23 protein-coding genes are annotated in these 26,588 nt (G+C 70.6%); 13 read left to right on the plus strand and 10 right to left on the minus strand.

Features of this window, described 5'->3' with window-relative positions:
* Positions 1-141 precede the first annotated feature (141 nt).
* The 5 genes from ACFXMF_RS09265 (at position 142) to ACFXMF_RS09285 (ending at position 6,080) form a co-directional block, all read left to right on the plus strand.
* Positions 142-900, plus strand: a complete 759-nt coding sequence (locus ACFXMF_RS09265) for an enoyl-CoA hydratase family protein (protein ID WP_360316492.1) — start codon at positions 142-144, stop codon at positions 898-900.
* Positions 901-936: 36 nt separating this feature from the next.
* Positions 937-1,806 (plus strand): CoA-transferase, encoded by an 870-nt coding sequence (locus ACFXMF_RS09270; RefSeq protein WP_360316490.1) that lies wholly within the window; start codon positions 937-939, stop codon positions 1,804-1,806.
* Positions 1,803-2,576: a CoA-transferase subunit beta gene (locus ACFXMF_RS09275; RefSeq protein WP_379992276.1), complete on the plus strand. Its 774-nt coding sequence runs from the start codon at positions 1,803-1,805 to the stop codon at positions 2,574-2,576. The genes ACFXMF_RS09270 and ACFXMF_RS09275 overlap by 4 nt, the downstream gene beginning before the upstream one ends.
* Complete coding sequence (locus ACFXMF_RS09280; protein ID WP_360316484.1) at positions 2,573-3,667, plus strand: nitronate monooxygenase; 1,095 nt, start codon at positions 2,573-2,575, stop codon at positions 3,665-3,667. The genes ACFXMF_RS09275 and ACFXMF_RS09280 overlap by 4 nt, the downstream gene beginning before the upstream one ends.
* Positions 3,668-3,878: 211 nt before the next feature.
* Entirely contained in the window at positions 3,879-6,080 is a 2,202-nt protein-coding gene (locus ACFXMF_RS09285) for an MMPL family transporter (RefSeq protein ID WP_379992277.1), read from the plus strand.
* Positions 6,081-6,156: 76 nt separating this feature from the next.
* On the opposite strand, the gene ACFXMF_RS09290 is transcribed toward ACFXMF_RS09285, so the two are convergent.
* Complete coding sequence (locus tag ACFXMF_RS09290; protein WP_360316480.1) at positions 6,157-7,323, minus strand: acetyl-CoA C-acetyltransferase; 1,167 nt, start codon at positions 7,321-7,323, stop codon at positions 6,157-6,159.
* A gap of 190 nt (positions 7,324-7,513) precedes the next feature.
* Between ACFXMF_RS09290 and ACFXMF_RS09295 the strand changes: the two genes are divergently transcribed.
* Positions 7,514-8,656 carry an acyl-CoA dehydrogenase family protein gene (locus tag ACFXMF_RS09295; RefSeq protein ID WP_360316477.1) on the plus strand — a complete coding sequence of 381 codons (1,143 nt, stop codon included), beginning with the start codon at positions 7,514-7,516 and terminating at the stop codon, positions 8,654-8,656.
* 13 nt (positions 8,657-8,669) lie between these two features.
* Positions 8,670-9,698 carry an acyl-CoA dehydrogenase family protein gene (locus tag ACFXMF_RS09300; RefSeq protein WP_379990309.1) on the plus strand — a complete coding sequence of 343 codons (1,029 nt, stop codon included), beginning with the start codon at positions 8,670-8,672 and terminating at the stop codon, positions 9,696-9,698.
* A gap of 154 nt (positions 9,699-9,852) precedes the next feature.
* Here ACFXMF_RS09300 and ACFXMF_RS09305 read toward each other — a convergent pair whose 3' ends face one another.
* The 4 genes from ACFXMF_RS09305 to ACFXMF_RS09320 all read right to left on the minus strand — a co-directional run bounded on the left by ACFXMF_RS09305 (position 9,853) and on the right by ACFXMF_RS09320 (position 12,066).
* Entirely contained in the window at positions 9,853-10,071 is a 219-nt protein-coding gene (locus ACFXMF_RS09305; protein WP_379990310.1) for a DUF397 domain-containing protein, read from the minus strand.
* Between the two features lie 12 nt (positions 10,072-10,083).
* Positions 10,084-10,266: a Scr1 family TA system antitoxin-like transcriptional regulator gene (locus tag ACFXMF_RS09310; RefSeq protein ID WP_379990311.1), complete on the minus strand. Its 183-nt coding sequence runs from the start codon at positions 10,264-10,266 to the stop codon at positions 10,084-10,086.
* A 26-nt stretch (positions 10,267-10,292) separates the two neighbouring features.
* On the minus strand, positions 10,293-11,141 hold the full coding sequence (locus tag ACFXMF_RS09315) for a hypothetical protein (RefSeq protein WP_379990312.1): 849 nt from the start codon (positions 11,139-11,141) through the stop codon (positions 10,293-10,295).
* 148 nt (positions 11,142-11,289) lie between these two features.
* Complete coding sequence (locus ACFXMF_RS09320; protein ID WP_379990313.1) at positions 11,290-12,066, minus strand: enoyl-CoA hydratase/isomerase family protein; 777 nt, start codon at positions 12,064-12,066, stop codon at positions 11,290-11,292.
* Positions 12,067-12,201: 135 nt separating this feature from the next.
* On the opposite strand from ACFXMF_RS09320, the gene ACFXMF_RS09325 reads away from it, so the two are divergent.
* Positions 12,202-13,833, plus strand: coding sequence for a FadD3 family acyl-CoA ligase (locus tag ACFXMF_RS09325; RefSeq protein WP_379990314.1), 1,632 nt, complete (start codon positions 12,202-12,204; stop codon positions 13,831-13,833).
* A gap of 216 nt (positions 13,834-14,049) precedes the next feature.
* Here the strand turns inward: ACFXMF_RS09325 and ACFXMF_RS09330 are convergent, their stop codons facing one another.
* Positions 14,050-14,889, minus strand: a complete 840-nt coding sequence (locus tag ACFXMF_RS09330; RefSeq protein ID WP_379990315.1) for an enoyl-CoA hydratase/isomerase family protein — start codon at positions 14,887-14,889, stop codon at positions 14,050-14,052.
* Positions 14,890-15,006: 117 nt separating this feature from the next.
* On the opposite strand from ACFXMF_RS09330, the gene ACFXMF_RS09335 reads away from it, so the two are divergent.
* Together ACFXMF_RS09335 and ACFXMF_RS09340 are read left to right on the plus strand one after the other, a co-directional pair.
* Entirely contained in the window at positions 15,007-15,954 is a 948-nt protein-coding gene (locus tag ACFXMF_RS09335; protein ID WP_360316466.1) for a TIGR03619 family F420-dependent LLM class oxidoreductase, read from the plus strand.
* A gap of 183 nt (positions 15,955-16,137) precedes the next feature.
* Positions 16,138-16,926 carry a glucose 1-dehydrogenase gene (locus ACFXMF_RS09340; RefSeq protein WP_360316464.1) on the plus strand — a complete coding sequence of 263 codons (789 nt, stop codon included), beginning with the start codon at positions 16,138-16,140 and terminating at the stop codon, positions 16,924-16,926.
* A gap of 33 nt (positions 16,927-16,959) precedes the next feature.
* On the opposite strand, the gene ACFXMF_RS09345 is transcribed toward ACFXMF_RS09340, so the two are convergent.
* Positions 16,960-17,199: a hypothetical protein gene (locus tag ACFXMF_RS09345; RefSeq protein WP_379990316.1), complete on the minus strand. Its 240-nt coding sequence runs from the start codon at positions 17,197-17,199 to the stop codon at positions 16,960-16,962.
* A gap of 512 nt (positions 17,200-17,711) precedes the next feature.
* On the opposite strand from ACFXMF_RS09345, the gene ACFXMF_RS09350 reads away from it, so the two are divergent.
* Complete coding sequence (locus tag ACFXMF_RS09350; RefSeq protein ID WP_360316460.1) at positions 17,712-19,436, plus strand: D-aminoacylase; 1,725 nt, start codon at positions 17,712-17,714, stop codon at positions 19,434-19,436.
* 82 nt (positions 19,437-19,518) lie between these two features.
* Here ACFXMF_RS09350 and ACFXMF_RS09355 read toward each other — a convergent pair whose 3' ends face one another.
* On the minus strand, positions 19,519-20,112 hold the full coding sequence (locus ACFXMF_RS09355; protein WP_379990317.1) for a Uma2 family endonuclease: 594 nt from the start codon (positions 20,110-20,112) through the stop codon (positions 19,519-19,521).
* A 409-nt stretch (positions 20,113-20,521) separates the two neighbouring features.
* On the opposite strand from ACFXMF_RS09355, the gene ACFXMF_RS09360 reads away from it, so the two are divergent.
* Complete coding sequence (locus ACFXMF_RS09360) at positions 20,522-23,119, plus strand: bifunctional FO biosynthesis protein CofGH (protein WP_360316456.1); 2,598 nt, start codon at positions 20,522-20,524, stop codon at positions 23,117-23,119.
* A 136-nt stretch (positions 23,120-23,255) separates the two neighbouring features.
* Positions 23,256-24,359 carry an ADP-ribosylglycohydrolase family protein gene (locus ACFXMF_RS09365; protein WP_360316454.1) on the plus strand — a complete coding sequence of 368 codons (1,104 nt, stop codon included), beginning with the start codon at positions 23,256-23,258 and terminating at the stop codon, positions 24,357-24,359.
* Positions 24,360-24,410: 51 nt separating this feature from the next.
* Here ACFXMF_RS09365 and nagA read toward each other — a convergent pair whose 3' ends face one another.
* Both nagA and ACFXMF_RS09375 read right to left on the minus strand, forming a co-directional pair.
* Positions 24,411-25,553 carry an N-acetylglucosamine-6-phosphate deacetylase gene (nagA, locus tag ACFXMF_RS09370; RefSeq protein ID WP_360316452.1) on the minus strand — a complete coding sequence of 381 codons (1,143 nt, stop codon included), beginning with the start codon at positions 25,551-25,553 and terminating at the stop codon, positions 24,411-24,413.
* Positions 25,550-26,515, minus strand: a complete 966-nt coding sequence (locus ACFXMF_RS09375; protein WP_360316450.1) for an ROK family protein — start codon at positions 26,513-26,515, stop codon at positions 25,550-25,552. Before ACFXMF_RS09375 ends, nagA begins: the two co-directional genes overlap by 4 nt.
* Positions 26,516-26,588 lie beyond the last annotated feature (73 nt).

Here is a 26,588-nt window from a genome sequence, read left to right on the forward strand (position 1 = left end):
TATGGTGGCAGAAATCTGACGATCAGTCAGATCGGGTGGTGATGTGCCTCTCACGACCGGACGGCCGCGTCGGCCGCAGCCGCCGGTACCTGGGACGTCACCGGCCGATCCGACGCACGCGGCCGAATGGATCTGGTTGCCATGGCTATCCGTTACGAGGTGCGTGAGGGCATCGCCGAGGTGGTGCTGGACGCACCCCCCGTCAACGCGCTCACCGTCGCCGGCTGGTTCGAGCTCGCGGACCGACTCCGCGAGGCGAGCCGCGACCCGCAGGTCCGGGCCGTGGTGCTCCGGGCCGAGGGCCGCGGCTTCAACGCCGGCGTGGACATCAAGGAAATGTCGAACACCGAGGGCTTCGACGCGCTGGTCGCGGCCAACAAGGGCTGCTTCGACGCGTTCGCCGCGGTGTACGACTGCGAGGTGCCGGTCATCGCGGCGGTGCACGGGTTCTGCGTGGGCGGCGGCATCGGTCTGGTCGGCAACGCGGACATCATCGTCGCGTCGCACGACGCGTTCTTCGGCCTGCCCGAGGTGGACCGCGGCGCGCTCGGCGCGGCCACCCACCTGGCCCGGCTGGTCCCGCAACACCGGATGCGACAGATGGTCTACACGTCGGAGAACGCCCCTGCGGCCGAACTCCACGCGTACGGCTCGATCTACAAGCTGGTGGACCGGGACAAGCTGGTCGAGACGGCGTTCGAGGTGGCTCGGGCCATCGCGGCGAAGAGCCCGACCGTCATCCGCGCCGCGAAGGCGTCGCTGAACGGCATCGACCCGGTCGACGTCAAGCGTTCGTACCGCTACGAGCAGGGCTTCACGTTCGAACTGAACCTGACCGGCGTGTCGGACGAACTGCGCGACGCCTTCACCGAGGGTCGCGACGCGGACACCTCGAAGTGACGCCGACCCCTCGACGTAGAGACGGAGCAACCATCCATGGCTGACAAGCGCATGACGCCCGATCAGGTCGTCGCACAACTCTCCGACGGGATGACCATCGGCATCGGCGGCTGGGGTTCGCGGCGCAAGCCGATGGCCCTGGTCCGGGCCATCCTGCGATCCGACCTCAAGAACCTGACCGTCGTCTCCTACGGCGGCCCCGACGTCGGGCTGCTGGCCCGGGCCGGCAAGGCGAGCAAGCTCGTCTACGCGTTCGTCTCGCTCGACTCGATCCCGCTGGAGCCCAACTTCCGCCACGTGCGCGAGAACGGCCTGGTCGAGGCGGTCGAGTACGACGAGGGCATGTTCCTCACCGGTCTGCGCGCCGCCGCCCAGCGGTTGCCGTTCCTGCCCACCCGCGCGGGCCTGGGCTCGGACATCCTCAAGGTCTCGCCGCACCTGAAGACGATCGAATCGCCGTACGGCGACGAGACGTTGGTGGCGATGCCGGCGCTGAACCTGGACGCCGCGCTGATCCACGCCAACGTCGCCGACGAGCGGGGCAACGCCGCGCTGACCGGCCCGGACCAGTTCATGGACGACCTGTTCTGCCTCGCGGCCGAGAAGGCGTACGTCTCGGCCGAGCGGATCGTGCCGAGCGAGGAACTGCTCAAGGCGGCGGGCTGCGTGCACACGCTGACCGTGCACCGCTACATGACGCACGGCGTGGTCGAGGCGCCCAACGGCGCGCACTTCACCGAGTGTCCGCCGGAGTACGGCCGCGACGAGGCGTTCCAGAAGGCGTACGTCACCGCCGCCGCCGACCCCGAGGCGTGGGCCGCGTTCGAGCAGCGATTCCTCAAGGTCGAGAGCGAAGCGGCGTACCAGGCCGCCGTCGAGGAGTTCAAGAAGGAGACCGCCAAGTGAGCAGCGAGACCCTGACCGAGGCCACCCGGGCCGACGTGTGCGTCGCCGCCGTCGCGGACTGTTTCCGCGGCGACGGCGAGATCATCGGCAGCCCGATGGGTGCCGTGCCCACGATCGGCGCCCGGCTGGCCCGCGCGACGTTCGAGCCCGACCTGATGCTCTCCAACGGCGAGTCGTACTTCTTCGAGGGCGACGCCCGACTGGGCGCCAAGCCGGACGAGTTCGCCGTGGTCGGCTGGATCCCCTACCGCCAGGTGTTGGACGTGCTCGCCTCCGGGCGGCGGCACGTGATGATGGGCCCGGTGCAGATCGACGCGCACGGCAACGCCAACATCTCCGCGATCGGTGACTGGGCCAAGCCCAAGCGCCAGGTGCTCGGCTCGCGCGGCGGTCCGGGCAACACGATCAACCACACCACCAGCTACTGGATCCCCAAGCACTCGGCGCGCGTGCTCACGCCGAAGGTGGACATGGTCTCCTGCGTCGGCTACGACCGGGCCGCCGCGGTGGGCTCGGCCGGGCGCTTCCACGAGGTGCGCCGGGTCGTCACCAACCTGTGCGTGCTCGACTTCGAGACCGAGGCCAAGGTGATGCGGCTGCGTTCGCTGCACCCGGGCGTCACCGTCGAGGAGGTCGTCGAGGCGACCGGCTTCGAGCTGGTGATCCCGGCCGAGGTGCCCACCTCGCGGGTGCCCACGGACGAGGAACTGCGGATCGTGCGGGACGTGCTCGACCCGCGCGGCATGCGGCTGCGCGAGGTGCCGGCGTGAGCGCGGGTGCGGGCGGGCTGCACCCCGCGCTGAGCAACGGGTTCACCGAGAAGTTCGGCGTCCGGTATCCGATCGTGCAGACCGGCATGGGCTACGTGTCCTACCCCCGACTGGTCGCGGCCACCGCGGAGGCCGGCGGGCTGGGCATCCTGGCCTCGGCCACGATGACCTACGACGAACTGGTCGCGGCGATCGCGGCGGTCAAGAAGAGCACCACCAAGGCGTTCGCGGTCAACCTGCGCGCGGACGCGCCGGACGCGGCCGAGCGGATCGACCTGATGGGCCGCGAGGGCATCGGGGTCGCCTCGTTCGCGCAGGCGCCGAAGAAGGACCTGATCAAGCGCGCGCACGACCTGGGCATGCTGGTGGTGCCCTCGATCGGCGCCAAGCGGCACGCGCAGAAGGTCGCCGAGTGGGGCGTCGACGGCGTGATCGTGCAGGGCGGCGAGGGCGGCGGGCACACCGGCTCGATCCCGACCACGCTGCTGCTGCCGCAGGTGACCGACGTACTGCGGGGCAGCGACGTCACGGTGATCGCGGCCGGCGGCTTCTTCGACGGGCGCGGCCTGGTCGCCGCGCTGGCGTACGGCGCGGACGCGATCGCGATGGGCACCCGCTTCCTGCTCACCTCGGACAGCCCGGTGGGCCAGGCGGTCAAGGACGTCTACCTGGCCACCGACGTCAACGGCACGATCGTGTCCAAGGAGGTCGACGGCGTCCCGCACCGGGTGCTGGCCACCGACTTCGTCAAGCGGCTCGAACAGCGCTCGGCGATCGCCCGCTATCCGCGCTCGATCGCCAACGCGATGAGGTTCCGAAAGCTCAGCGGCAGCAAGCTCACCGACATGGCCCGCGAGGGCCTGGCGATGAAGAAGTCGCAGGGGCTGAGCTGGCCGCAGGTGCTGATGGCGGCCAACACCCCGATGTTGCTCAAGGCCGCGATGGTGGACGGCCGTCCGGACCTGGGCGTGATGGCCTCGGGCCAGGTGGTCGGCGTGATCGAGGACCTGCCCTCGTGCGCCGAACTGATCACCCGGATCACCGAGCAGGCCAGTGGCATCCTGCACGACCTGGAGTCCGCCCGGGTCTGACCCGCGCCGACCCCCGCCGCCGCGCGTGCGAACGTCGGCATCGCCCCCTCCGGGCGGTGCCGGCGTCGTGCGTGCCCGGGGTGCGAACGCACCCGCGGGGTGGGTCTGGACCCACCCCGGGTCGGGGGTTCGACGCAGTGTTCCGCGCGTGCCCCGCCGACAGACTCGAACTGTCAGCGGGACACGCAGTGGAACACGAGGGGACCTGACAATGACCAAGCAGCCGGCGACCGTTCGCGTCGCACGATGGAGCGCCACCCACCCGTGGCGGGCGATCACCATGTGGATCGCCTTCGTCGCCATCTGCCTGGTCGTCGGGGGCATGGTGGGCACCGAGAAGACCACGAACGCGGACATGGGCACCGGCCAGTCCGGTCGGGCCGACGAGATCTCCCGGCAGTACGGCCTCGACGGCGCGGCGAGCGAGAACGTGCTGATCACCGCGAAGAGCGGCACGCTCGACCGGGCCGCGGCCGACCGGGTCGCCGGCGAGGTCACCGCCAAGCTGCGGGCGCTGCCCGAGGTCGCCGAGGTCGCCGCGCCGATCCCGGCCACGAACGGCCGGGCGCTGCTGGTCCCGTTCACCATGAAGGGATCCGCCGACAAGGCCCAGGACCACATCGACCCGTTGCTCAAGGCGACGGCGAGCGTGCAGAAGGCGCACCCCGAGCTACGGGTCGAGGAGATCGGCGACGCGTCGATCGGCAAGGGCATCCAGGACCAGATCGGCAAGGACCTCGGGCAGGCCGAACTGTTCAGCCTGCCGGTCACCTTGATCATCCTGATGGTGGCGTTCGGCGCGATGATCGCCGCCGCGGTGCCGGTGCTGCTGGCCATCTCGGCGGTCGGTGCCTCGATCGGTCTGTACGGCCTGGCCTCCGCGGTCTTCCCGGACTCGGGCACCGTCTCCAGCGTGATCACCATGATGGGCATGGCGGTCGGCGTCGACTACTCGCTCTTCTACGTCAAGCGTGAGCGCGAGGAGCGGGCCAAGGGCCGCGACCGGATCGACGCGATCGAGATCGCCGCCGCCACTTCCGGGCACGCCGTGGTGGTCTCCGCGATCGCGGTGGCCGTCTCGATGGCCGGCATGTACATCGCCGACGACGCGATCTTCTCCAGCCTGGCCACCGGCGGCATCATCGTGGTCGCGGTCGCCATGATCGGCTCGCTCACCGTGCTGCCCGCGCTGCTGGCCAAGTTGGGCAAGCGGATCGACCGGCCGCGCATCCCGCTGCTGTGGCGCCTGACCGCCCGCGAGGACCGCGAGCCGCGCGTGTGGAAGGCGCTGCTGCGTCCCGCGCTGAACCACCCGGGCATCACCCTGGCGGTGTCGGTGGTCGCGCTGGGCGCGCTGGCCCTGCCGGCCTTCGACATGAAGCTGCAGAACACCTCCGGTGACGACTTCCCGCGCTCGATGTCCACGATGCAGACCTACGACCGGATGACGGACGCCTACCCGAGCAAGCACAGCCCGTACAACCTGGTCGCGCTGGCTCCGGTCGGCAAGGAGAAGGAGACCCGCGCCGCGCTGGACCGGGCGGTCGCCCAGACCCGGAACAACCCGCTGTTCACCCAGGACCCGGTCGAGGTGTTGGTCTCCGAGGACGGGCGCGCGTTCAAGGTCGACGTGACCACGCCGCACATCTCCAGCTCGACGCAGGCCAAGGCGGCGCTGAAGCAACTGCGCGAGAGCGTGCTGCCGAACACCGTCGGCAAGGTGGCGGGCGCGGAGTTCGCGGTCTCCGGTGAGACGGCCGAGAACAAGGACTTCGCCGCCCACGTGCAGGACAAGCTGCCGCTGGTGATCGCCTTCGTGCTGCTGCTGACCTTCGTGATGATGTCGGTGACGTTCCGCTCGGTGGTCGTCGCGCTCACCGCGATCGGGATCAACCTGCTCTCCGCGCTGGCCGCCTTCGGCTTCCTGGTCGTGGTCTTCCAGCACACCTGGGCCGAGGGCATCCTGGACTTCCACTCCAGCGGCGCGATCATCTCCTGGCTGCCGCTGTTCCTGTTCGTGGTGCTGTTCGGCCTCTCGATGGACTACCACGTCTTCGTGGTCAGCCGGATCCGCGAGGCCGCCATGCAGGGCATGTCCACCAAGGCCGCGGTCGAGAAGGGCATCACCGGCTCGGCCGGCGTGATCACCAGCGCGGCGCTCGTGATGGTCTCGGTCTTCGTGGTCTTCGGCACGCTGAGCATGCTGGACATGAAGCAGATGGGCATCGGCCTGGCCGCCGCGGTCCTGATCGACGCGATCGTGGTCCGGATCGTGATCCTGCCCTCGCTGATGACCCTCCTGGGCAACGCCAACTGGTGGCCCAGCCGCATCCCCCGCATCCACGCCCCGCAACACGCGGCGCGGCAGCACCCCACCGACTACGAGCCGCACGTCTACCAGCGCCAACTCTGACCGAAGCCCCCCCGAAACCCGCAGGGCGCGACCACCATCGGTGGTCGCGCCCTGCGGGCGTTCGCCTGCCGCCGGGTCAGCCCAGGCGTTCGATGATGGTGACGTTGGCCTGGCCGCCGCCCTCGCACATGGTCTGGAGGCCGTAGCGGCCGCCGGTGCGCTCCAGGTGGTGGAGCAGGGTGGTCATCAGCCGGGCGCCGGTGGCGCCGAGCGGGTGGCCCAGGGCGATCGCGCCGCCGTTGGGGTTGACCTTCTCGTGCGGGGCCTTGAGGTCCTTCATCCAGGACAGTACGACCGGCGCGAAGGCCTCGTTGATCTCGACCGCGTCGATGTCGTCGATGCCCAGGCCGGACTTGGCGAACGCGTACTCGGTGGCCGGGATCGGCGCGGAGAGCATCTCGATCGGGGACGCGCCGCGCACGCTCATGTGGTGGATCCGGGCGCGCGGGGTCAGACCGTACTGCTTCAGCGCGCGCTCCGAGACGATCAGCAGCGCCGCCGCCCCGTCGGAGATCTGCGAGGCGACGGCGGCGGTCATCCGGCCGCCCTCCATCAGCACCTTCAGCTCGGCCATCTTCTCCGGCGTGGTGCCCCGGCGCGGCGGCTCGTCGACCGAGACAACGGTGCCGTCCACGTCGATCGGCGCGATCTCCTTCTCGAACCACCCGTTGTCGATCGCGTGCAGGGCGCGCTCGTGCGACGCGAGCGCGAAGCGCTCCATCTCCTCGCGGGAGATGTCCCAGCGCTTCGCGATCAGCTCGGCGCCGTAGAACTGGTCGACCGGCTCGTCGCCGTAGCGCGCCACCCAGCCCTTGGAGCCGGAGAACGGGTCGCTGAAGCCGAGCGGCACGGCGGAGGTCATCGCCGATCCGATCGGGATCTGGTTCATGTTCTGCACGCCGCCGGCCACGACCACGTCCTGCGTGCCGGACATCACGCCCTGCGCCGCGAAGTGGATCGCCTGCTGCGAGGAGCCGCACTGGCGGTCGATGGTGACCCCGGGCACCGCCTCGCTGTAGCCGGCGGCCAGCCACGCGGTGCGGGCGATGTCGCCGGCCAGCGGGCCGATGGTGTCCACGGCGCCGAAGACCACGTCCTCGACCACGTCAGGGTCGATCCCGCTGCGTTCGACCAGGGCCTTGATCACATGGGCCCCCAGGTCGGCCGGGTGTACCCCGGCCAGGCTGCCCTTCTTGCGGCCGACCGGCGTGCGTACCGCGTCGACGATGTATGCCTCGGCCACTGGGGCCCCCTTTGGTCCTCGATTGTTCGACCGACGATTTCGCCGCCCGCGTGTCCGATCGCACGCCGTTTACGGTGTCGCCACACCGCGTGCAACAGCTAACCTGACGACCCGTCAGTTATGCTACCCGTGTCCGACCGGGTTTCGACCTGTGTGTCCTCGGTCTCACACCCGTCGAGGGAGTCGCCCAGTGGATCTCGAATTCACCGAGCAGGAGCAGGAGTTCCGCCGGGAGGTGCGCGCGTGGCTGGCTGCCAACGTGCCCGCCGAGCCACTGCCGTCGATGGACACGCGGGAGGGCTTCACCGCCCACCAGGCGTGGGAGCGCAAGCTCTTCGACGCGCGCTGGGCGGTCGTCTCCTGGCCCAGGGAATACGGCGGCCGTGAGGCCGGCCTGACCGAATGGCTGATCTTCGAGGAGGAGTACTACCGCGCGGGCGCCCCGGGCCGGGTCAGCCAGAACGGCATCTTCCTGTTCGCGCCGACCGTCTTCGAATTCGGCAGCAAGGAGCAGCAGGACCGCTACCTGCCGAAGATGGCCTCCGGCGAGGAGATCTGGGTCCAGGGCTGGTCCGAGCCGGAGGCCGGTTCCGACCTGGCCAACGTGCGCTCGCGCGCCGACCGCGACGACGAGCGCGGCGGGTGGCTGCTGAACGGGCAGAAGATCTGGAGCTCGCGCGGCACCTACGGCCATCGCCTGTTCGGCCTGTTCCGCACCGACCCCGAGGCGCAGCGACACCGCGGCCTGACCTACTTCATGGTCGACCTGGCCGCCGCCGGCGTGACCGTGCGGCCGATCCCGCAGCTCGACGGGGAGCCGGGCTTCGCCGAGGTCTTCCTGGACGACGTCTTCGTACCGGACGCCGACGTGCTCGGCGGGGTGAACGAGGGCTGGAAGATCATGATCGCCACCACCGGCAGCGAGCGCGGGCTCAACCTGCGCAGCCCCGGCCGCTTCGTGGCGCCCGCGAACAAGCTGATCGACCTGTACAAGCAGGACCCGCGCCCGGCCGAGCGGGACGCGGTGGTGCGCGCCTGGATGGACGCCGAGGCGTACCGGCTGTTCACCTTCGGCACCGTCACCAAGCTCCAGGCGGGCGGCGCGATCGGCGCGGACTCCTCGATCAACAAGGTCTTCTGGTCCGAGATGGACGTCGAGCTGCACGCGACCGCGCTGCGCCTGCTCGGCGAGGCGGGCGAGCTGGACGACGGCGACGGCGGCTGGCTGGACGGCTTCCTGTTCGCGCTCGGCGGGCCGATCTACGCCGGTACCAACGAAATCCAGCGCAACACGATCGCCGAACGCATCCTCGGCCTGCCCCGAGCGAAGTAGAAGGATTCCGACGATGCGCCTCGCATACACCGAAGACCAGGAACTGTTCCGCGACACGGTCCGCGACTTCCTCGCCGACCGGTGCACCGGCACCGACGTACGCGCCGCGTGGGCCGCCGACAGCGCGATCTCCGCGCGCTGGGCCGATCTCGCCAAGGTCGGCGTGACCGGCATCGTGGTCCCCGAGGAGCACGACGGCCTGGGCATGGGCGACGAGGAATTGGCCGCCGTGCTGGTCGAGACCGGCTACGCCGCGTTGCCCGAACCGCTGCTCGAATCGGCGGTCGCGGTCGGCCTGCTCGCCGAGTTCGCGGCCGACGCCGGGTGGTTGGCCGAGATCGCGGCCGGCCGGGCCACCGCGTCCGTGCTGCTGCCCGGCCGGCGGCTCGCCGTCGAGGCCGCCGCCGCCGACGTGCTGGTGATCGGGCTGGACAACGGCGAACTGCACGTGACCGAGCCGAGCGCCTGCGAGCTGACCGCCCAACGTTCCGTCGACCGCAGTCGCAAGCTCTACACCGTCGGTTTCCAGCCGACGCCCAAGACCCTGGTGGCCTCCGACGCCCGGCGGGCGCTGGCCCGCGCGGCCAACCGCGGCGCGCTCGGCGCGGCGGCGCAACTGCTGGGCCTGACCCGGCGGATGCTCGACATGACGGTCGACTACGCCAAGCAGCGGGTCCAGCGCGGCGTGCAGATCGGCACCCACCAGTCGGTCCAGCACCACCTGGCCAACGTGCTGATCAAGCTGGAGTTCGCCCGCCCGGTGGTGCTGCGCGCGGCCTACTCGCTGGCCCGCGACCTGCCCTCGGCGGACCGCGACGTGTCAATGGCGAAGATCTACGCGGGCGAGGCGGCCGACCTGGCGGCCCGCAACTGCCTCCAGGTACACGGCGCGATCGGCTACACCGAGGAGCACGACCTCCAGCTGTTCATGAAGCGCGCCTGGGCACTGGGCACAGCGTGGGGCGACGCGGGCGAACACCGCGACCGAGTCGCAGCCGACCTGCTGGGCGAGGCGCCGGCCCCCACGACTCCTTCGTACTGACCCCCGGCCTCCGAGACCCGGACGACGCAACAGGGCGGCCGTCGTCCGCCAGGCCCCCGACCCACGTCTTTGCGCGGGTCGGGGGTTTTGGCCGTCCGCGCCGGCGCGGGCCCGGCACCGCTCCGGGGCCGGCCCCGGAGCAGCCAAGATGCAGTCAGATCGACGGGTGTCCACACCGAACGGCATCGAGCAAGGCGGCCCAACCGCCCCGCGGGTATCGGTGGATGCCGAGGGCCCGATCCTTGCTGTCCCGTACCGCCACCCCGTTCGTGAGGGGAGCCACTTCCACGCAGGCGCCTTGATCGCTGCTACCGGAGGCAGTGCGCCAAGCAAGGGACGCGATGTAGTCGGCGGCCGGGGAAGTGTCGTTCATCTGGTTCTCTCCTTAGCAGGCCCGCAGACGGGCCACTGTTTCCTTGGGATCGAGCGCGAGCGCCGTCAAACGATTGAACGTGTCGGTGAACTTCGCGACTTGCTTTTCGCGGTCCAGCAAGGCGCTGCCGCTCGGGCTTTCCACATAGATGGTGACTTCGGACAGGCCGAAGCTCAAGATCGGGCGTTTGCCCACTACATGATCCGAATTCGGGACAGGCCCTATCCGAGGTTGAGCCAGTGCCGGGTCGTGATGCCCCGGTCCCACGGGTGCTCGGGCCAGACGCGTTTGGCCCGGGCTCGGGCGGCCACCTGGTAGTAGGGCAGGTCCCTGCCCTCCTCGACGACCTCGACGGGGCAGGGAAACGGCTGACCGGTGTCGCGGATGACGGCGAGGCGGCGTCTGATCGCGACCGCGTCGGTGTCGAGGTCGATCACCACCACGTACACCCACGTGGGGGGCAGCGGCGAGTGGTGCTGGGCGTGCGCGCGCCAGGCCCGGCCGACGAGTTGCACACCCGACAGTTCGGCGGCCGTGTCGACGACGGCGTCGTCGAGGCCGTCCAGGACGATGGACATCTCGTTCCGGGGTTCGACGGAGGTGGGATCGAAGTAGTAGAGGATCTCCACGTCGTCCTGGGCGATGGTGAACTCGGCGGCGGAGCCGAAGCCGGCCGGGTCGGCGCCGATGTCGTCGACAAGCCGCCGTTCGGCGGGGGTCAGGCGCACCTGCTCGGCGGCGACGCGGTCGAGCAGGTGCGGCCCGGCGACGGAGGGCCCCGAGTCGGCCGACTCGACCCACAGGGTCGCCTCGGCGTCGTCGCTCAACCGCCCGGAAAGCCGCCGAAGCAACAGGATCACCGCGTCCCGGACACCGAGCACGGCCTGCACGCGCAGCTTGTCCTTGTAGTAGTCCCGATGGAAATCGGAGTATTTGGCATAGATCGCTCCGGTCCCGTTGGCGTACTCGGCCGCCTGCAAGGGACCGACCTCGGTGGGGTCCTCGTCGAGTGAATAGCGAATACCGAACTCGTTGGTCCAGGCGCTTTCTTCCCGAGCGCGTGCGCGCACGAGCGGGTGAAATCCGCCTGCGGCGGGCGCCGAGGGGTCAGGGCGATCCGGCACGGCAGTTTCACTCCGTTCGATGACGATCCGGTGCGTTGGGGGCGGGCGTGGCCCCGACCCGAGTATGCGGGGCGGGGCCGGGCTCTCGGCGCGGTCAGCGCACCCGGAAGTCCTTGCCGCGGTTTTGGAACAGGCCGGCTTGTTCGGACCAGTCGAGGTTGCCCAGTTCGATCATGTGGGGGGCCATGCTCAGGGCCTGGGCGCGGGTGAGGTCGCGGGCCGCCCAGATGGAGCGCACCGAGCCCTGGACGCCGTGCGGCGGGTAGGAGGCGATGGTTTCGGCGGCCCACCGGGCGGTGTCGAGCAATTCGGCGGCCGGTACCACCTGGGACACCAATCCGGTTTCGTAGGCGCGCTTGGCGCTCATCCGCTCGGCGTTGCCCAGCAGGGTGAGCCGCATGACCTCGCCGAGCGGCATGCGCTGCGCGAGGTGCATCGACTCGAAGCCGGACACCATGCCGTACGTGGTGTGCGGGTCGAAGAAGGTCGCCTCCTCCGCCGCGATCACGAATTCGCACTCGCCCAGCAGGTAGAACGCGCCGCCGCAGGCCATCCCGTTCACCGCGACGATGACCGGCTTCCACAGGTCGGAGAACTTCGGTCCGATCTTGAGCATCGGGTCGTCCATCATGTACGGCGACGACGGTTGCGGGATGTCCACGCCCCGATCGATGCCGGTACAGAACGCCTTGTCGCCAGCGCCGGTGAGCACCACACACCGCACATCGTCGTCGTGCCGCAGCTCACGCCAGAGCGAGTGCAGTTCGTCGATCATGGTGATGTCGAACGCGTTGTGCCGGTTCGGGCGGTTCAACGTCACCCACGCGACGCCGTTCTCCTGCTCGTAGCCCAGCGTCTCGAACTTGCGCATGCCTCAACCCTCAATCATCGGTGACCACCGTGTCGCGGTGGTCTGCGTCTCGATCCCCGTGCTGCCGCTTCCCACGCCGCCATGATCTGACGTACCGTCAGGTTCAATCAACCTCTGGCCTCTCCGGGAGCGATCATGCAAGGGGACCTTGAGTGGGGGAGCATCCCTGCCCTCGTCGACAGCGCGGCGGACCGCTTCGGTGACCGTGAGGCCGTGGTGGACGGCAATGTACGGGTCGATTACGCGGAACTGCGGGACCGCGTACGGCGTGCCGCCGCCGCGGTCATCGCGGCGGGCGTGCACAAGGGCGACCGGGTGGGCATCTGGGCGCCGAACGCGCTGGACTGGATCGTGTCCGCGCTCGGCGCGCTGACCGCGGGCGCGGTCGTGGTGCCGATGAACACCCGGTACAAGGGCGCCGAGGCCAAGTACGTGCTGGCCAGGACGCACGCCAAGCTGTTGTTCGTCTCGGGCACGTTCCTCGGCTCGTCCTACGTCGGCATGCTGCGCCAGGCGGCCGGCGGGGCGGCGGAGGGCCGGGCGTTCGCGGACCTGCCCGAGCTGGAACGGGTGGTCGTGCTGGCCGACACCGCGCCGGACGACTGCATCGCGTGGACGGACTTCCTGACCGGCGGCGACCGGATCACCGCCGCCGAGGTGGACGCCCGCAAGGCGAGCGTCACCCCCGACGACATCGGCGACATCATCTTCACCTCCGGAACCACCGGGCAGCCCAAGGGCGTGATGACCACCCAGGCGCAGACGTTGCGCGTGTTCGACACGTGGGCGTCGGTGGTCGGGGTCGTCGAGGGCGACAGGTACCTGATCGTCAGCCCGTTCTTCCATACCTTCGGGTACAAGGCGGGGATCATCGCGAGCCTGATCAAGGGCGCCACGATGATTCCGCAGGCGGTCTTCGACACCGACGCCACGTTGGCGGTGATCCAGCAGGAGAGGGTCACCGTGCTGCCGGGCGCGCCGACGATCTACACCTCGCTCCTGGACGCGGTGGCGCGCGAGGGGGCCGGCAAGTACGACCTGTCCTCGCTGCGGCTCGCGGTCACCGGCGCGGCGGCGGTGCCGTTGTCCCTGGTCACCCGGATGGCGCAGGAACTGGGCTTCGACTCGGTGCTCACCGCGTACGGGCTGACCGAGTCGTGTGGCACGGCCACCATGTGCCGGCAGGGCGACTCGGCCGAGGTGATCTCGTCCACCTCGGGGCGGGCCATTCCCGGCGTCGAGGTGATCACCACGGACGCGGACGGCAAGCCGACGCCGGTCGGCGAGTCCGGCGAGGTGTGGGTGCGTGGTTACAACGTGATGAAGGGCTACTTCGAGGACCCGGAGGAGACCGCCAAGGCGATCGACGCCGAGGGCTGGCTGCACACGGGCGACGTGGGCGTGTTGGACGAGCAGGGCAACCTGCGGATCACCGACCGGATCAAGGACATGTTCATCGTCGGCGGCTTCAACGCCTACCCGGCGGAGATCGAGTCGGTACTTGCGGGGCACCCGGCGATCTCGGAGGCCGCGGTGGTCGGTGTGCCGGACGCGCGGATGGGCGAGGTGGGCAAGGCGTACCTGCTGTTGCGGCCGGGGGCGGAGGTCACGGCCGAGGAGGTCATCGCGTTCTGCCGGCAGGAGATGGCGAACTACAAGGTGCCTCGGGCGGTGGAGTTCGTCAGCGAGTTGCCGCGGAATCCGGGCGGGAAGGTGCTGAAGTTCGAGCTTCGGGCGAGGGCTGCGGAGGAGGCGGCGCGTCGCTGACGCGGGGCCGGGGTTGGCCTCATGCGCGGGCCGGGCTGGATTGGTTCGGCCGGCGTTGCGTGTTGGGTTGGCTGGGGTGGCCTCATGCGCCGGCCGGGCTGGTTCGCCTCAAACGCCGGCGGGGCTGTTTGGCCTCAAACGCCGGCCGGGCTGGATTGGTTCGGCCGGCGTTTGGGGGTTGGGTCGGCTGGGGTGGACTCGAAGGTGGGGCGGGTGTTACTTGCCCTCGAAGTGGGCCGGTTTGCGGGCCGCTTTGGCTGCGTAGCCGGCTGTCGAGTCTTCGGAGACCAGGGTCAGGGCTGCGGACATTGCGGTCAGGCCCAGGGCCGCGTCGAGGTTGGCGTCGGCGAAGGTGTCGATGCTGCGTTTGATGCCCTGGACGGCCAGGGGGGCGTTGGCGGCGATTTCCTCGGCGAGGGTGCGGGCGGTGTGGTCGAGGTCGGCGACCGGGACCACCTCCTGGACCAGGTTCAGGCGCGCGGCGAGGGCCGCGTCGATCCGGCGGCCGGTCAGCGACAGCAGCTTGGCCCAGCCCGCGCCCGCCTCCCGGGCGATCCGGATGTCGCCGCCCGCGTCCACCGCGACGCCGATCTGCGCCTCGGGCAGCGCGAACCTTGCGTCGTCGGCCGCGATCCGGATGTCCGCCATCAGCGCGAGCTCGAAGCCGAAGCCCAGGCAGTAGCCCTGCACGGCGGCGATCACCGGCTGCGGCAGCCGGGCGAAGGTGCGAAAGCGCTCGTGTACCCAGCGCAGCCCCTCGTAGTAGTTGCGGGTGCGCTCGGCGCCCGAGCGCCCGGTGATCGCGCCGCCGGGCGCGGTCACGTCGATGCCCGCGCAGAACGCCCGTCCCTCGGCCCGCAACAGCACCACCCGGACCCGCTCGTCGAAGCGGATCCGGTCGGCCATGATGCCCAATTGCCGGGTGGCCTCCCAGCTCCACGCGTTCAACTTGTCCGGTCGACACAGCGTCAGCACCGCGATTCCGGTGGCCTCCTCGACCTCCAGTCGCATCCGCACCTCGGCCTCGTCGATGCTTGGGTCGGTGGTGTTGATCACGGTCCGGTTCCTCCAGGAGCGGTACTTCGGCCTTGTCTGACGACCCGTTAGATCGGAGTATGTGACACGCGTTCGCCACAGTCCAACGATCCCCCTCGATCCCTCGGAGGCACTTCCATGGCCGCGATCCTGCCCCCGGGCACCCTGCACGTCGGCATGCAGCTGCCCATCCAGTCGCAGAGCAAGCTGTACGCGGAGGCATGGGAGGAGACCTCGGGACCGGACGAACTGGCCGCGATCGCGCAAGCCTGCGACCGGGCCGGCTTCGCCTACATCGCGGTCTGCGACCACACCGCGATCCCGCGCAGCCACGCCGGCGCGATGGGCACCGAGTGGTGGGACACGATGACCACCCTCGGCTGGCTCGCGGGCATCACCGAGCGGATCCGACTGATCAGTCACGTGTCGGTTCTCGCCTACCGGCACCCGATGATGTCGGCCAAGGCGTTCGCGACGCTGGACCGGATCTCCAAGGGCCGGGCGATCGTCGGCGCGGGCGCGGGACACGTCGAGGCCGAGTTCGAGATGCTCGGGGTGGACTTCAAGACCCGGGGCAAGGCGCTCAACGAGGCGTTGGAACTGCTCGACCTCGCACTGCGGGACGAATACGTGACCTTCGCGGGCGAGCGCTGGCAGGTGCAGGACATGGGCGCGCTGCCGCGTCCGGTGCAGACCCCCCGTCCGCCGATCTGGATCGGCGGCTCGGCGGGCGCGGCGCTCAAGCGGGTGGCCAGGTACGGCGACGGCTGGCTGCCGCAGGGCAGCCCGCGCGCGACCTACCCCGACCAGCTCGCCGAGCTGCGCCGCTACCAGGAGGAGGTCGGCCGCGCCGACGAGCGGCTGGACATCGGCGCGATCACCGAGCTGCTCTACGTCGGCGAGGCCGGCTGGGACGTCGGCGCCAACACCCTCACCGGCAGCCCGGACAAGCTGGCCGAGTCGCTGCGCTGGTACGGCGAGCAGGGCGCGAACCAGATCCAGGTCCGCTTCCGCAGCCGCGACCTGGCCGAACTGCTGGACCAGATCGCCCTGTTCGCCGCCGAGGTGGCCCCGAACCTGTCCTGACCGCAACGCTCACCCCGGCCTGCGCACCCCGGACCGCCCGCACCCCGGGCCTGCGGGGCTCGCGCACCCGGATCCGCACACGACGCGCCACGCGCCGACACGCACCGCCCCCCGCGCACCACGCGCCCGACCGCACGACGCTCTGACGCTTCATCAGTCTCCGTTCCGAGAAGGGAAGTTCGCATGGGCAAGCTGGACGGCAGGGTGGTCCTGATCACCGGCGCGGCACGTGGCCAGGGAGTCGTGGAGGCCCGCCTGTTCGCGGCCGAGGGGGCGCGGGTCGTCCTCGCCGACATCCTGGACGAGGCGGGCGAGGCGGCGGCGAAGGAGATCGGCGACGCGGCCCGCTACGTGCACTTGGACGTGTCGAACGAGGACGACTGGCAGCGCGCGGTACACACCGCCGTCGACGCCTTCGGCAGCCTCGACGGTCTGGTCAACAACGCCGGGATCCTGGCCTTCGACCCGATCGAGGAGATGTCCCGGGCGGCATACCTGCGGATCGTCGAGGTGAACCAGCTCGGCACGTTCCTGGGCATGAAGACCGCACTGCCCGCGCTCCGCGCGGCGGGTGGACCGGGAACCATCGTGAACATCGCGTCCTACGCGGGCCTGGCCGGCATGGAGGGCCTGGTCGCGTACGCCTCCACCAAGGGCGCGGTGCTCGCGATGACCCGCGTGGCCGCCCTGGAGGCCGGACCGGGGATCCGGGTGAACGCGATCTGCCCGGGCGGCGTCCGGACGCCGATGACCAACCCGGCCGACATCGACGGCCTGACCGCACCGACCCCGGCGCCGGGCGAGCCGGACCCGGTGAGCGAGGTCTTCGGCGGCATACCTCTGGCCCGAATCGGCGAGCCGGACGAGATCGCCACCGCCGCCCTGTTCCTGACGAGCGCCGACAGCTCGTACATGACCGGCACCCACATCGTCGTCGACGGCGGCTGGATGGCCGGCGTGAAGCTCTTCTGAAAGCGGCCGCCAAGCGCTCGGCGCCGGTTCGGGTCAGGGCCGGACGCCTTCGGTGAAGTCGTGGAGCAGGTCATCCCGGAACGAGGATGCGTCGTCGGCAAACGGGGCCGGGTCGAGCGCGGCAAGCCAGGCCCGTAATTCCTTGCCGGCTTCGGTCCGGCCGGGTTCCTCGGTGGAGCGTCGATCGTCGGTTTCCACGACGCGCAGGAGGAATTCGGCGAAGGCGGCGAGGTCGGTGTCGACGATGCCGGGGTTTTCGTCGTCGTCGTACACGCGGCCGGTGACGGGACCGTGAGTTCTCGCCCGACACTATCCAGATGGAGCCGCGCCGGAAGCTCGGTCGGGGGAGCGTCGACCGGGACGCGAGCCCTACCCCGGATCAGGGTCCGCCGTATGGCGTCGGCGTCCGCATCGCCCGCTCGTGCGGCTGCGGCAAGTGCGGCATCCATCGCGTCCGACTGAGCCGACAGCAACAAGAGCGCGTCGTCGCGAAGAGCTGCGGGAAGGCCGGCGCCGGCCGCAAGGGCGGGTAGCGCCGAGATCCAGCCGGTGCTTCGAGTCGGGGTGGTCGGTCGTGAGGCGGCGGGGTCGTTTGCCGCCTCGACGCCACCCCTCGATATGCCCGTACGGCATGACTCGGGTGAGCCCCGTCTCATCCCGTGTCGACCCCTGGCGACCTGGTACATCTGACGTACCATCAGTTTCGTGGGTGGGCGGGGTCGGGTATGCGCAGGCATGCGACGGCTGCGTTCGCGGGCAACACCGAGGGCAGAAGGAGCTTCGCCATGCTGGATCACGTCATCACCGGAGCCACCGTCGTCGACGGGACGGGCGCGCCGTCCTTCCTGGGTGACGTGGGCATCAGGGACGGACGGATCGTCGCGGTCACCCCCGCCGGCGGCATAACCGAAGAGGCCGCGAGCACCGAGAACGCCGAGGGGCTGATCCTGGCTCCCGGGTTCGTCGACCCGCACACCCACTACGACGCCCAACTGCACTGGGACCCGTACGCCACGCCCTCGGTCAACCACGGCGTGACCACGATCATCGGCGGCAACTGCGGCTTCACGCTCGCGCCGCTCAAGGCCGAGGACGCCGACTACACCCGGCGGATGATGGCCAAGGTCGAGGGCATGGCGCTGCCCGCGCTGGAGAACGGCGTGGACTGGAGCTGGGAGACGTTCGCCCAGTACCTGGACAAGCTGGAGGGCCGGATCGCGGTGAACGCCGGCTTCATGGCCGGGCACTGCGCGATCCGCCGCTACGTGATGGGCGCCGACTCGGTCGGCAAGGAGGCCACGCCCGAGCAGGTCGCGGCGATGGTGACCGAACTGGGCAAGGCGATGGACGCCGGCGCGCTCGGCTTCTCCACCGGCCAGTCCAACCACACCGACGGCGACGGGAACCCGGTGCCGTCGCGGGCCGCGACGCCGGCCGAGATCCTCGCGCTGTGCGAGGAGGTCGGCAAGCACGAGGGCACCCAGTTGGAGGTCATCGTCGCCGGCTGTCTGGACCAGTTCTCCGACGAGGAGATCGACCTGCTGGTCAAGATGACCACCACGGCCGGCCGGCCGATGAACTGGAACGTGCTCACGGTCGACGCCGCGGCGCCCGATCGTGCGCCGCGGCAGATCTACGCGTCGGAGAAGGCCAAGGAGGCGGGCGGTCGGATCGTGATCCTGACCATGCCGGTCCTGGTCCCGATGAACATGTCGTTCCTGAACTACTGCGCGCTCAACCTGATGCCGGGCTGGGGCCCGATCCTGTCGCTGCCGGTCCCCGAGCGGATCGCGAAGCTGCGCGACCCCGAGGTGCGCGCGGAGATGCTGCGCAACGCGGACAGCCCCGAGGCGGGCGTGTTCCGTCGGCTCGCGGACTTCGGCCGCTACGTCATCGGCGACACCTACTCCGAGGCGAACGAGGGCCTGTCCGGCCGCATCGTCGCGGACATCGCCAAGGAGCGCGGCCAGGACGACTTCTGGACGCTCCTGGAGATCTGCATCAACGACGACCTGCGCACGATCCTGTGGCCGATGCCGACCGACAACGACCAGGCTTCGTGGGACCTGCGCCAGCAGGTCTGGGACAACGAGCACGTGATCCTGGGCGGCTCCGACGCCGGCGCACACCTGGACCGGATGTGCGGCGCCACCTACACCACCCGCTTCCTCGGCGACATGCTCCGCGGCCGCAAGCTGGTCTCCCTGGAACGCGCCGTGCAGATGCTCACCACCGAGCCCGCCGAGCTGTTCGGCCTGGTCGACCGCGGCCGGATCGCCGAGGGCTTCCACGCCGACCTGGTCCTGTTCGACCCGGCCACCGTCGGCTCCGGCCCGGCCCGGCTGATGCACGACATGCCCGGTGACAGCGCCCGCCTGACGAGCGAGTCCACCGGCGTGGTCAGCGTCCGGGTCAACGGCGTGGAGACCATCCGCGACGGACAGACCACGGGCGCCGCCAACGGCACGCTGCTGCGCTCCGGCAAGGACACGGTCACCGTCTCGGTCTGACCCACCACGAGACTCGGCGGCGTACGGGGGTCCTCCCGTACGCCGCCGCCCCATGTCCGGCGGCGAAGCGCGCGAGGGCGGTCTACGCGACGAGGTCGGCGGGGTCCAGTTCGAGCGGGAAGGGTTCCTGGATTCGAGTGGTGATGCCCGCCGCGAGGCGACGGGTCAGTTGGTACTCGCCTTCGGCGTCGAGCGTGTAGACGAACAGCACCGGGAGTCGATCGAGACCGAGTCCGCGAAACCGTGCCGTCTCCAGGCGCCAAAAGTGCAGGATGCCGGCAGCGGCGTACTTGGCGGGCTTCAGCGTGCGGTCGGTCGTGGTCGTCGACGGCGAGACGATTTCGACGACCAGGTGGACCTGCGACGGATCGGGCATCTTGACCCCGTCCGCGAGAGTGCAACGATCGACGACGAGCACGTCCGGGATCAGGCCGGTTTGATTCCCCATCGGGATGCCGGACGCGGTGACCGCGACGAGGTCGGGCGGTGCCGCGGCGTGCAGGAACATCCTGAGTTGGTCACCCGCGAACTGGTGCTGCATGGATGGCGGCGGGCTCATCAGCACGCTCCCGTCGACAAGCTCGTATCGGCTGCCGTCCGGTGATGCCTCGTTGAGTGCGATCCATTCGTCCACAGTCCAGGGCTGGACGTGCGACTGCGCGGGGAGAGCCGCCATTCGTAGCACCGCCTTCGTGTCGCCCCGACCTGCCCCGATTGTGACACTCTCCACGACCACCGGCACGGCCCTTTCCGGTCCGAACCCTCCAACGATCGAGTCGCGACAAGATCACCCGAACGGCACAGTGCCGACCTGTCGGTACAGGGCATGAACGCCGAGGTCGTCGGGTGGGCACCGGCCCGGGTGACCGGCTCATCGCCGTAGCGGCAACCGGAGTTTGTCGGGGCTGTCGCACCTACGTGACGTGCGACACGAGTCGCAATGGCCTCGATCGTGCGCGCCTACGCTTGGTCCGTTCGGGGGGCGACGTCGCGTCGGCTCCCGTTTGTCGGTTGGGTCGGCGCGTACGAGGTGCGGTCGGCCCGCCGATCCGGCCCGAGCAACAGCGACGACAGCGAGGTGTCGCATGACCCCGACCCCCAACGAGGGACGTCCCACCGAGAGTTCGATGCGGCGTGCGCTGCGGCGAGCCCGAGACGGGGTCATGCTCGACGTCTCGGAAGCAGCCGTGCTCCTGCACGCGCGGGACGCGGACCTGGAGGACCTGAGCCGATCCGCCGCACGCGTGCGCGACGCCGGGTTGGCGGCCGTCGGGCGTGCCGGGGTGATCACCTACAGCCGAAAAGTGTTCATCCCGCTGACCCGGCTGTGTCGCGACCGCTGCAACTACTGCACCTTCGTCACCGTGCCCGGCAAGCTTCGGCGCGAGGGCCACGGGATGTTCCTCAGCCCGGACGAGGTGCTCGAGATCGCCCGCGACGGCGCCGCGCTCGGTTGCAAGGAAGCCCTGTTCACGCTCGGCGACCGGCCCGAGGACCGCTGGCCCGAGGCCCGCGAGTGGCTGGACGCGCACGGGTACGACGACACGCTCGCGTACGTGCGGGCGATGTCCATCCGGGTCCTGGAGGAGACCGGTCTGCTGCCGCACCTCAACCCCGGGGTGCTGTCCTGGACCGACTTCCAGCGGCTCAAGCCGGTCAGCGCGTCGATGGGGATGATGCTGGAGACCACCGCGACCCGGCTGTGGTCCGAGCCCGGCGGCCCGCACCACGGCTCGCCGGACAAGGAACCGGCCGTGCGGCTGCGGGTGCTGGAGGACGCCGGGCGCTCGAACGTCCCGTTCACCACCGGCCTGCTGATCGGCATCGGCGAGAACATGACCGAGCGGGCCGAGTCGATCTTCGCGATGCGCAAGGTCGCCCGGCAGTACGGCTCGATCCAGGAAGTCATCGTGCAGAACTTCCGGGCCAAGCCGGACACCGCGATGCGCTCGACGCCGGACGCCGACCTGATCGAGTTGGCCGCCGCGATCGCCGTGACCCGGATCGTGCTCGGGCCGCAGATGCGAGTGCAGGCGCCGCCGAACCTGATCGGCGAGGAGTACGCGCTGATGATCGCGGCCGGCATCGACGACTGGGGCGGCGTGTCACCGCTGACCCCCGACCACGTCAACCCCGAACTCGCCTGGCCGCAGGTCGAGTTCCTGGCGGCCCGGACCGCCGAGGCGGGCTTCACGCTGCGCGAGCGGCTCAACGTCTACCCCGAGGTGATCCAGCGCGGCGAACCGTGGCTGGACCCGCGGGTGTTGCCGCACGTGCGGGCGTTGGCCGAGCCGGAGACCGGGCTGGCGATCGAGGGCAAGTGCCCCGAGGGGCTGCCCTGGCAGGAGCCCGAGGACATCTTCGCCGCCGCGAGCGGGCGCACCGACCTGCACGTGACGATCGACACCGTCGGCCGCACCGGCGACCGCCGGGACGACTTCGACAACGTGTACGGGGACTGGGAGTCGCTGCGCGAACAGGTCGCCGACAGCGCCACGGGATCGGTGGTCCGGCTCGACTCGGAGGTCAAGGCGGCCCTGGCCCGGGCCGCCGCCGACCCGACCCGGCTGACCGACGACCAGGCCCTCGCCCTGTTTCACTGCGACGGCGTCGCGATGGACGAACTGGCCCGGATCGCAGACGACTTGCGCCGCTCGGTGAACGGCGACGAGATCACCTACATCGTCAACCGGAACATCAACTTCACCAACGTCTGCTACACCGGCTGCCGCTTCTGCGCGTTCGCCCAGCGGCGCACCGACGCGGACGCGTACACCCTCTCCCTGGACCAGGTGGGCGAGCGGGCCGAGCAGGCGTGGGCGGTCGGCGCGACCGAGGTGTGCATGCAGGGCGGCATCCACCCGGACCTGCCCGGCACCGCGTACTTCGATATCGCGCGCGAGGTCAAGAAGCGCGTCCCGGACATGCACGTGCACGCGTTCTCGCCGATGGAGGTGGTCAACGGCGCGACCCGGACCGGGATGTCCATCCGCGACTGGCTGACCGCCGCCAAGGAGGCGGGCCTGGACACCATCCCCGGCACCGCCGCCGAGATCCTCGACGACGACGTGCGCTGGATCCTGACCAAGGGCAAACTGCCCGCCGCGACCTGGGTCGAGGTGGTCAGTACCGCACACGAGCTGGGCATCCGCAGCTCCTCGACAATGATGTACGGCCACGTGGACACGCCTTCGCACTGGCTGGGCCACCTGCGCCTGCTCGGCCGGATCCAGGACGAGACGGGCGGCTTCACCGAGTTCGTCACGCTGCCGTTCGTGCACACCAACGCGCCGGTCTACCTGGCCGGCATCGCGCGCCCGGGGCCGACCCTGCGGGACAACCGGGCCGTGCACGCGATGGCCCGGATCCTGCTGCACGGCAAGATCGACAACATCCAGACGAGCTGGGTCAAGCTCGGCGTCGAGGGCACCAACCTGATGCTCGAAGGCGGCGCGAACGACATGGGCGGCACGCTCATGGAGGAGACCATCTCCCGGATGGCGGGCGCCGACAACGGCTCCAAGAAGTCGATCGCCGAACTGGAGGCGATGGCCGCCTCGCTCGGCCGGCGCGCCCGGCAGCGCACCACCACCTACGGCGAGGTGAGCGCCGAGCGCCAGGAGGTGGCCCGTCGACACGACGCCGAGGTGGAGAAGATCATGCTGCCGATCCTGAGCAACTGAGCACACGCACACCCCGGGGGCGACCCGTCGCCCCCGGGGTCCGTACGATGCCGCACGCCGTCGGACGCGTGTACGACCCCTGGACGACCGGCCGCCGGTACGCTGCGGTGGGGTGTCGGGGGAGGGGAGCACACACATGGCCGCACTCTGGTCCAGAGACCGGTTGCAGGACTTTCGGGCCCGGGTACGGGGGTGCCTGGTCGCGGGGGCGATCGGTGACGCGCTCGGCGCGGGCATCGAGTTCCTCAGTCTCGCGGAGATCCGCGCACAACACGGAGCCGACGGCGTCGCGGGTTACGTGACGGCGTATCACCGGCACGGCGCGATCACCGACGACACGCAGATGACGTTGTTCACGGTGGAGGGCCTGATCCGCGCGCACGTGCGGCGCGACACCGGGGCCTGGCATCCGCCGACCGACCTGCACGGCGCGTATCTGCGCTGGAAGGCGACCCAGAGCGAGTGGGGTCCGGACGAGCGCAAGGACGAGGGCTGGCTGGTCCGCGAGGAGTGGCTGTACAGCTCGCGCGCGCCCGGGTCCGCCTGTCTGCGCGGCCTGGAGGACGAGAGCGTGATGGGCACGCTGGAGCGGCCCAAGAACCCCGAATCCAAGGGCTGCGGGGCGGTGATGCGCTCGGCGCCGTTCGGCCTGCTGGTCGGCTGGCGACCCGAGCTGGTCTTCCAACTCGCGGTGGAATGCGCGGTCCTGACGCACGGTCACCCCACCGGCTACCTCTCGGCGGGCGCGTTCGCGGTGATCGTGCACGCGGTGATGCAGGGCGCGCCGCTGGAGGAGGGCGTGCGGGTGGCGCTGGATCTGGTCAAGGCCCGTCCCGAGCACGCCGAGACGGCGAGCGCGATCGAGGCGGCGCTGGCCGCGGTGCGCGCCGGTGTGCCGTCGGCGGAGCGGGTCGAGGCGCTGGGCCAGGGCTGGACGGCCGAGGAGGCGCTGTCGATCGGGCTGTACTGCGCGCTGGTGGCGCCGGACATGCGCACCGGACTGCTGCTCGCGGTCAACCACGGCGGCGACAGCGACTCGACCGGGTCGATCTGCGGCAACCTGCTGGGCGCGATGCACGGCGACACCGTGCTGCCCGCCGACCTGGTCGCCGAGTTGGAGGGCCGCGGCGCCATCCTGGAGTTGGCCGACGACTTCGCGATGGAGATGACGCAGGGCACCACGCTGCACGGGCCGGACGCCGGCGAGACCTTCTGGGCCAAGCGCTACCCGCCCAACTGAGGCCCCGCCGCCCCGACTTCGAGGCGGCGGGTCCGGGCGACGGCCGGGCGATCAGGGCCGGCGGTGGTCCACCCACGTGCCGCCGGCCATCACCGCGCGCACCCGCAGCGCGTCGTCGAGCACCACCAGGTCGGCCCGCTTGCCCGGCTCCAGGGTGCCGACCCGATCGGCGATGCCCAGCGCCCGGGCGGGCGTCGCGGACAACGAACGCACCACGTCGACGATCGGCAGGCCGCCCGCGACGCTGTTGCGCAGCGCCCCGTCCAGGGTGAGCGTGCTGCCCGCGATCGAGTCGCCGTCGGCCAGCCGGGCCACGCCGTCGACCACGTCCACGGTCATCACGCCCAGCGGATACACGCCGTCCGGCATGCCGGCGGCGCCCATCGCGTCGGTGATGAAGGCGACCCGGTCCGGGCCCGCGCTCGCGTACGCCAGGTTGACCACGCTGGAGTGCAGGTGCACGCCGTCGTTGATCAACTCGACCACCGCGTCGCTGTCCTGGAGCAGCGCGGTGACCGGTCCCGGCTCGCGGTGGTGCACGCTGCGCATCGCGTTGAACAGGTGGGTGGCCACGCTCGCGCCCGCGGCCAGCGCCGCGCGCGTCTCGCGGTGGGTGCCGTCGGTGTGCCCCACCGCCGCGATCACCCCCTCGTCGGCCAGTCGACGCACCAACTCGACGCCGCCGGGCAGTTCGGGAGCCAGGGTGACCATCCGGATCGCGCCGCTGCCCGCCTTCAGCAGCGCGGTGACCTCGTCCCGGTCCGGCGACCGCAACTGGGTCGGATCGTGCGCGCCGCAGCGGGCCGCGCTCAGGTACGGGCCCTCCAGGTGCAGCCCGGCCAGCCGGCCGTCGTGCACGAGCGGGGAGAGCGCGGAGACGATGGCCAGCAACTCCGCCGGGGAGGCGGTGACCAGACTCGCGACCGTGGTCGTGGTGCCGTGCGAGCGATGGAATTCGGCCACTCGCAGCGCCTCGTCGGGATCGCCGGAGGTGTACGAACCACCACCGCCGCCGTGCACGTGCATGTCCACGAAGCCGGGCACGATCCAACCGCCCCCGACGTCGACCACCGCCTCGGGGCCATCCGGAAGTCCCGGACCCGCAAAGGCGATCCGATCACCCACCACGCCCACCGAAGCGCCTTCGACCACCCCGGAGGGCAGCACCACTCGCGCATTGCCGAGCACCGTCACCCGCGCACCTCCAAGGTGTCCCACGCGATCAGGCCGGCGCCGCGGCAACCGGCCTCGTCCCCGAGCGCCGCGGTCACCAGCGGCGGCACGTGTTGGACCACGGCGCGCTCGGCGAGCAACGTCCGCAAGGGGTTGAACAGTTGTTCCCCGGCGAGCGAGAGCCCGCCGCCGATCACCAGCAACTTCGGGTCGTACAGGGCGAGTCCGGTGAGCAGACCGTCCGCGAACGCGGACAGGCCCTGGCCCCACACAGCCGCCGCGACGGTGTCCCCGGCCGCCACCCGGGCGACCACCTGGGCCGCGCTCAGCGGCGGGTCGTCGCCCGGCGCGGCCTCGGCGAACGCGTGCGCGATGGCGGGCCCGGAGAAGTGCGCCTCCAGACAGCCCACCGCCCCGCAGGTGCACCGGCCGCCGCCCGGACGCACGGTGATGTGGCCGATCTCGCCCGCCTGTCCGTGCGCGCCCGGGTAGGGGCGGCCGTTGAGCACCAGCACCGAGGCGAGCCCGGTGCCGATCGCCACGAACAGGAAGTTGTCGCAGTCGCGTCCCGCGCCGAGTCGACCCTCGGCCAGCGCGCCGGTGCGCACGTCGTGGCTCAAAGCCGCCGGTAGGCCGAGCCGGTCCGCGATCAACGAGCGCAGCGGCACCTCGCGCCACTGGATGCTGGCCGACCACACCGCGACCCCCGCCGGATCGTCCACGATCCCCGGCACCACGACGCCCGCCGCCCGCGGCACGCCACCCAGCTCGACCGCCCGCTCGCGCAGCGCGGCGGCGAAGTCGACGATGCCCCCGACCACCGCGTTGGGGCCCGCGGTCCGGCCGGTGGGCCGCCGCTCGGAGTAGACCAGGTTGCCGCCCGCGTCGACCACGCCGCCCTTGATGTCGGTGCCGCCGACATCGAGCGCGACGACGCAGTCCGCGCCGGACAGGTCGGACGGCGGGGTGTTCACGAGCGGCATCGGCGTCTCAAGTCTGGTAGATGGGGCAGATTGTGAGCCCGAGGGCGGGTGGATCCGAGAATGCGCGTTTGTG

The organism is Embleya sp. NPDC059213, from assembly GCF_042754445.1.
Taxonomy (GTDB): Bacteria; Actinomycetota; Actinomycetes; order Streptomycetales; family Streptomycetaceae; genus Embleya.

Coding starts and splice junctions, on each gene's coding strand:
- ACFXMF_RS09265 (WP_360316492.1), top strand. CDS start 142: ATGGCTATCCGTTACGAGGTGCGTGAGGGCATCGCCGAGGTGGTGCTG.
- ACFXMF_RS09270 (WP_360316490.1), top strand. CDS start 937: ATGGCTGACAAGCGCATGACGCCCGATCAGGTCGTCGCACAACTCTCC.
- ACFXMF_RS09285 (WP_379992277.1), top strand. CDS start 3,879: ATGACCAAGCAGCCGGCGACCGTTCGCGTCGCACGATGGAGCGCCACC.
- ACFXMF_RS09300 (WP_379990309.1), top strand. CDS start 8,670: ATGCGCCTCGCATACACCGAAGACCAGGAACTGTTCCGCGACACGGTC.
- ACFXMF_RS09325 (WP_379990314.1), top strand. CDS start 12,202: ATGCAAGGGGACCTTGAGTGGGGGAGCATCCCTGCCCTCGTCGACAGC.
- ACFXMF_RS09355 (WP_379990317.1), bottom strand. CDS start 20,112: ATGGCGGCTCTCCCCGCGCAGTCGCACGTCCAGCCCTGGACTGTGGAC.
- ACFXMF_RS09350 (WP_360316460.1), top strand. CDS start 17,712: ATGCTGGATCACGTCATCACCGGAGCCACCGTCGTCGACGGGACGGGC.
- ACFXMF_RS09320 (WP_379990313.1), bottom strand. CDS start 12,066: ATGCGCAAGTTCGAGACGCTGGGCTACGAGCAGGAGAACGGCGTCGCG.
- ACFXMF_RS09365 (WP_360316454.1), top strand. CDS start 23,256: ATGGCCGCACTCTGGTCCAGAGACCGGTTGCAGGACTTTCGGGCCCGG.
- ACFXMF_RS09375 (WP_360316450.1), bottom strand. CDS start 26,515: ATGCCGCTCGTGAACACCCCGCCGTCCGACCTGTCCGGCGCGGACTGC.
- ACFXMF_RS09305 (WP_379990310.1), bottom strand. CDS start 10,071: ATGAACGACACTTCCCCGGCCGCCGACTACATCGCGTCCCTTGCTTGG.
- ACFXMF_RS09360 (WP_360316456.1), top strand. CDS start 20,522: ATGACCCCGACCCCCAACGAGGGACGTCCCACCGAGAGTTCGATGCGG.
- ACFXMF_RS09340 (WP_360316464.1), top strand. CDS start 16,138: ATGGGCAAGCTGGACGGCAGGGTGGTCCTGATCACCGGCGCGGCACGT.
- ACFXMF_RS09335 (WP_360316466.1), top strand. CDS start 15,007: ATGGCCGCGATCCTGCCCCCGGGCACCCTGCACGTCGGCATGCAGCTG.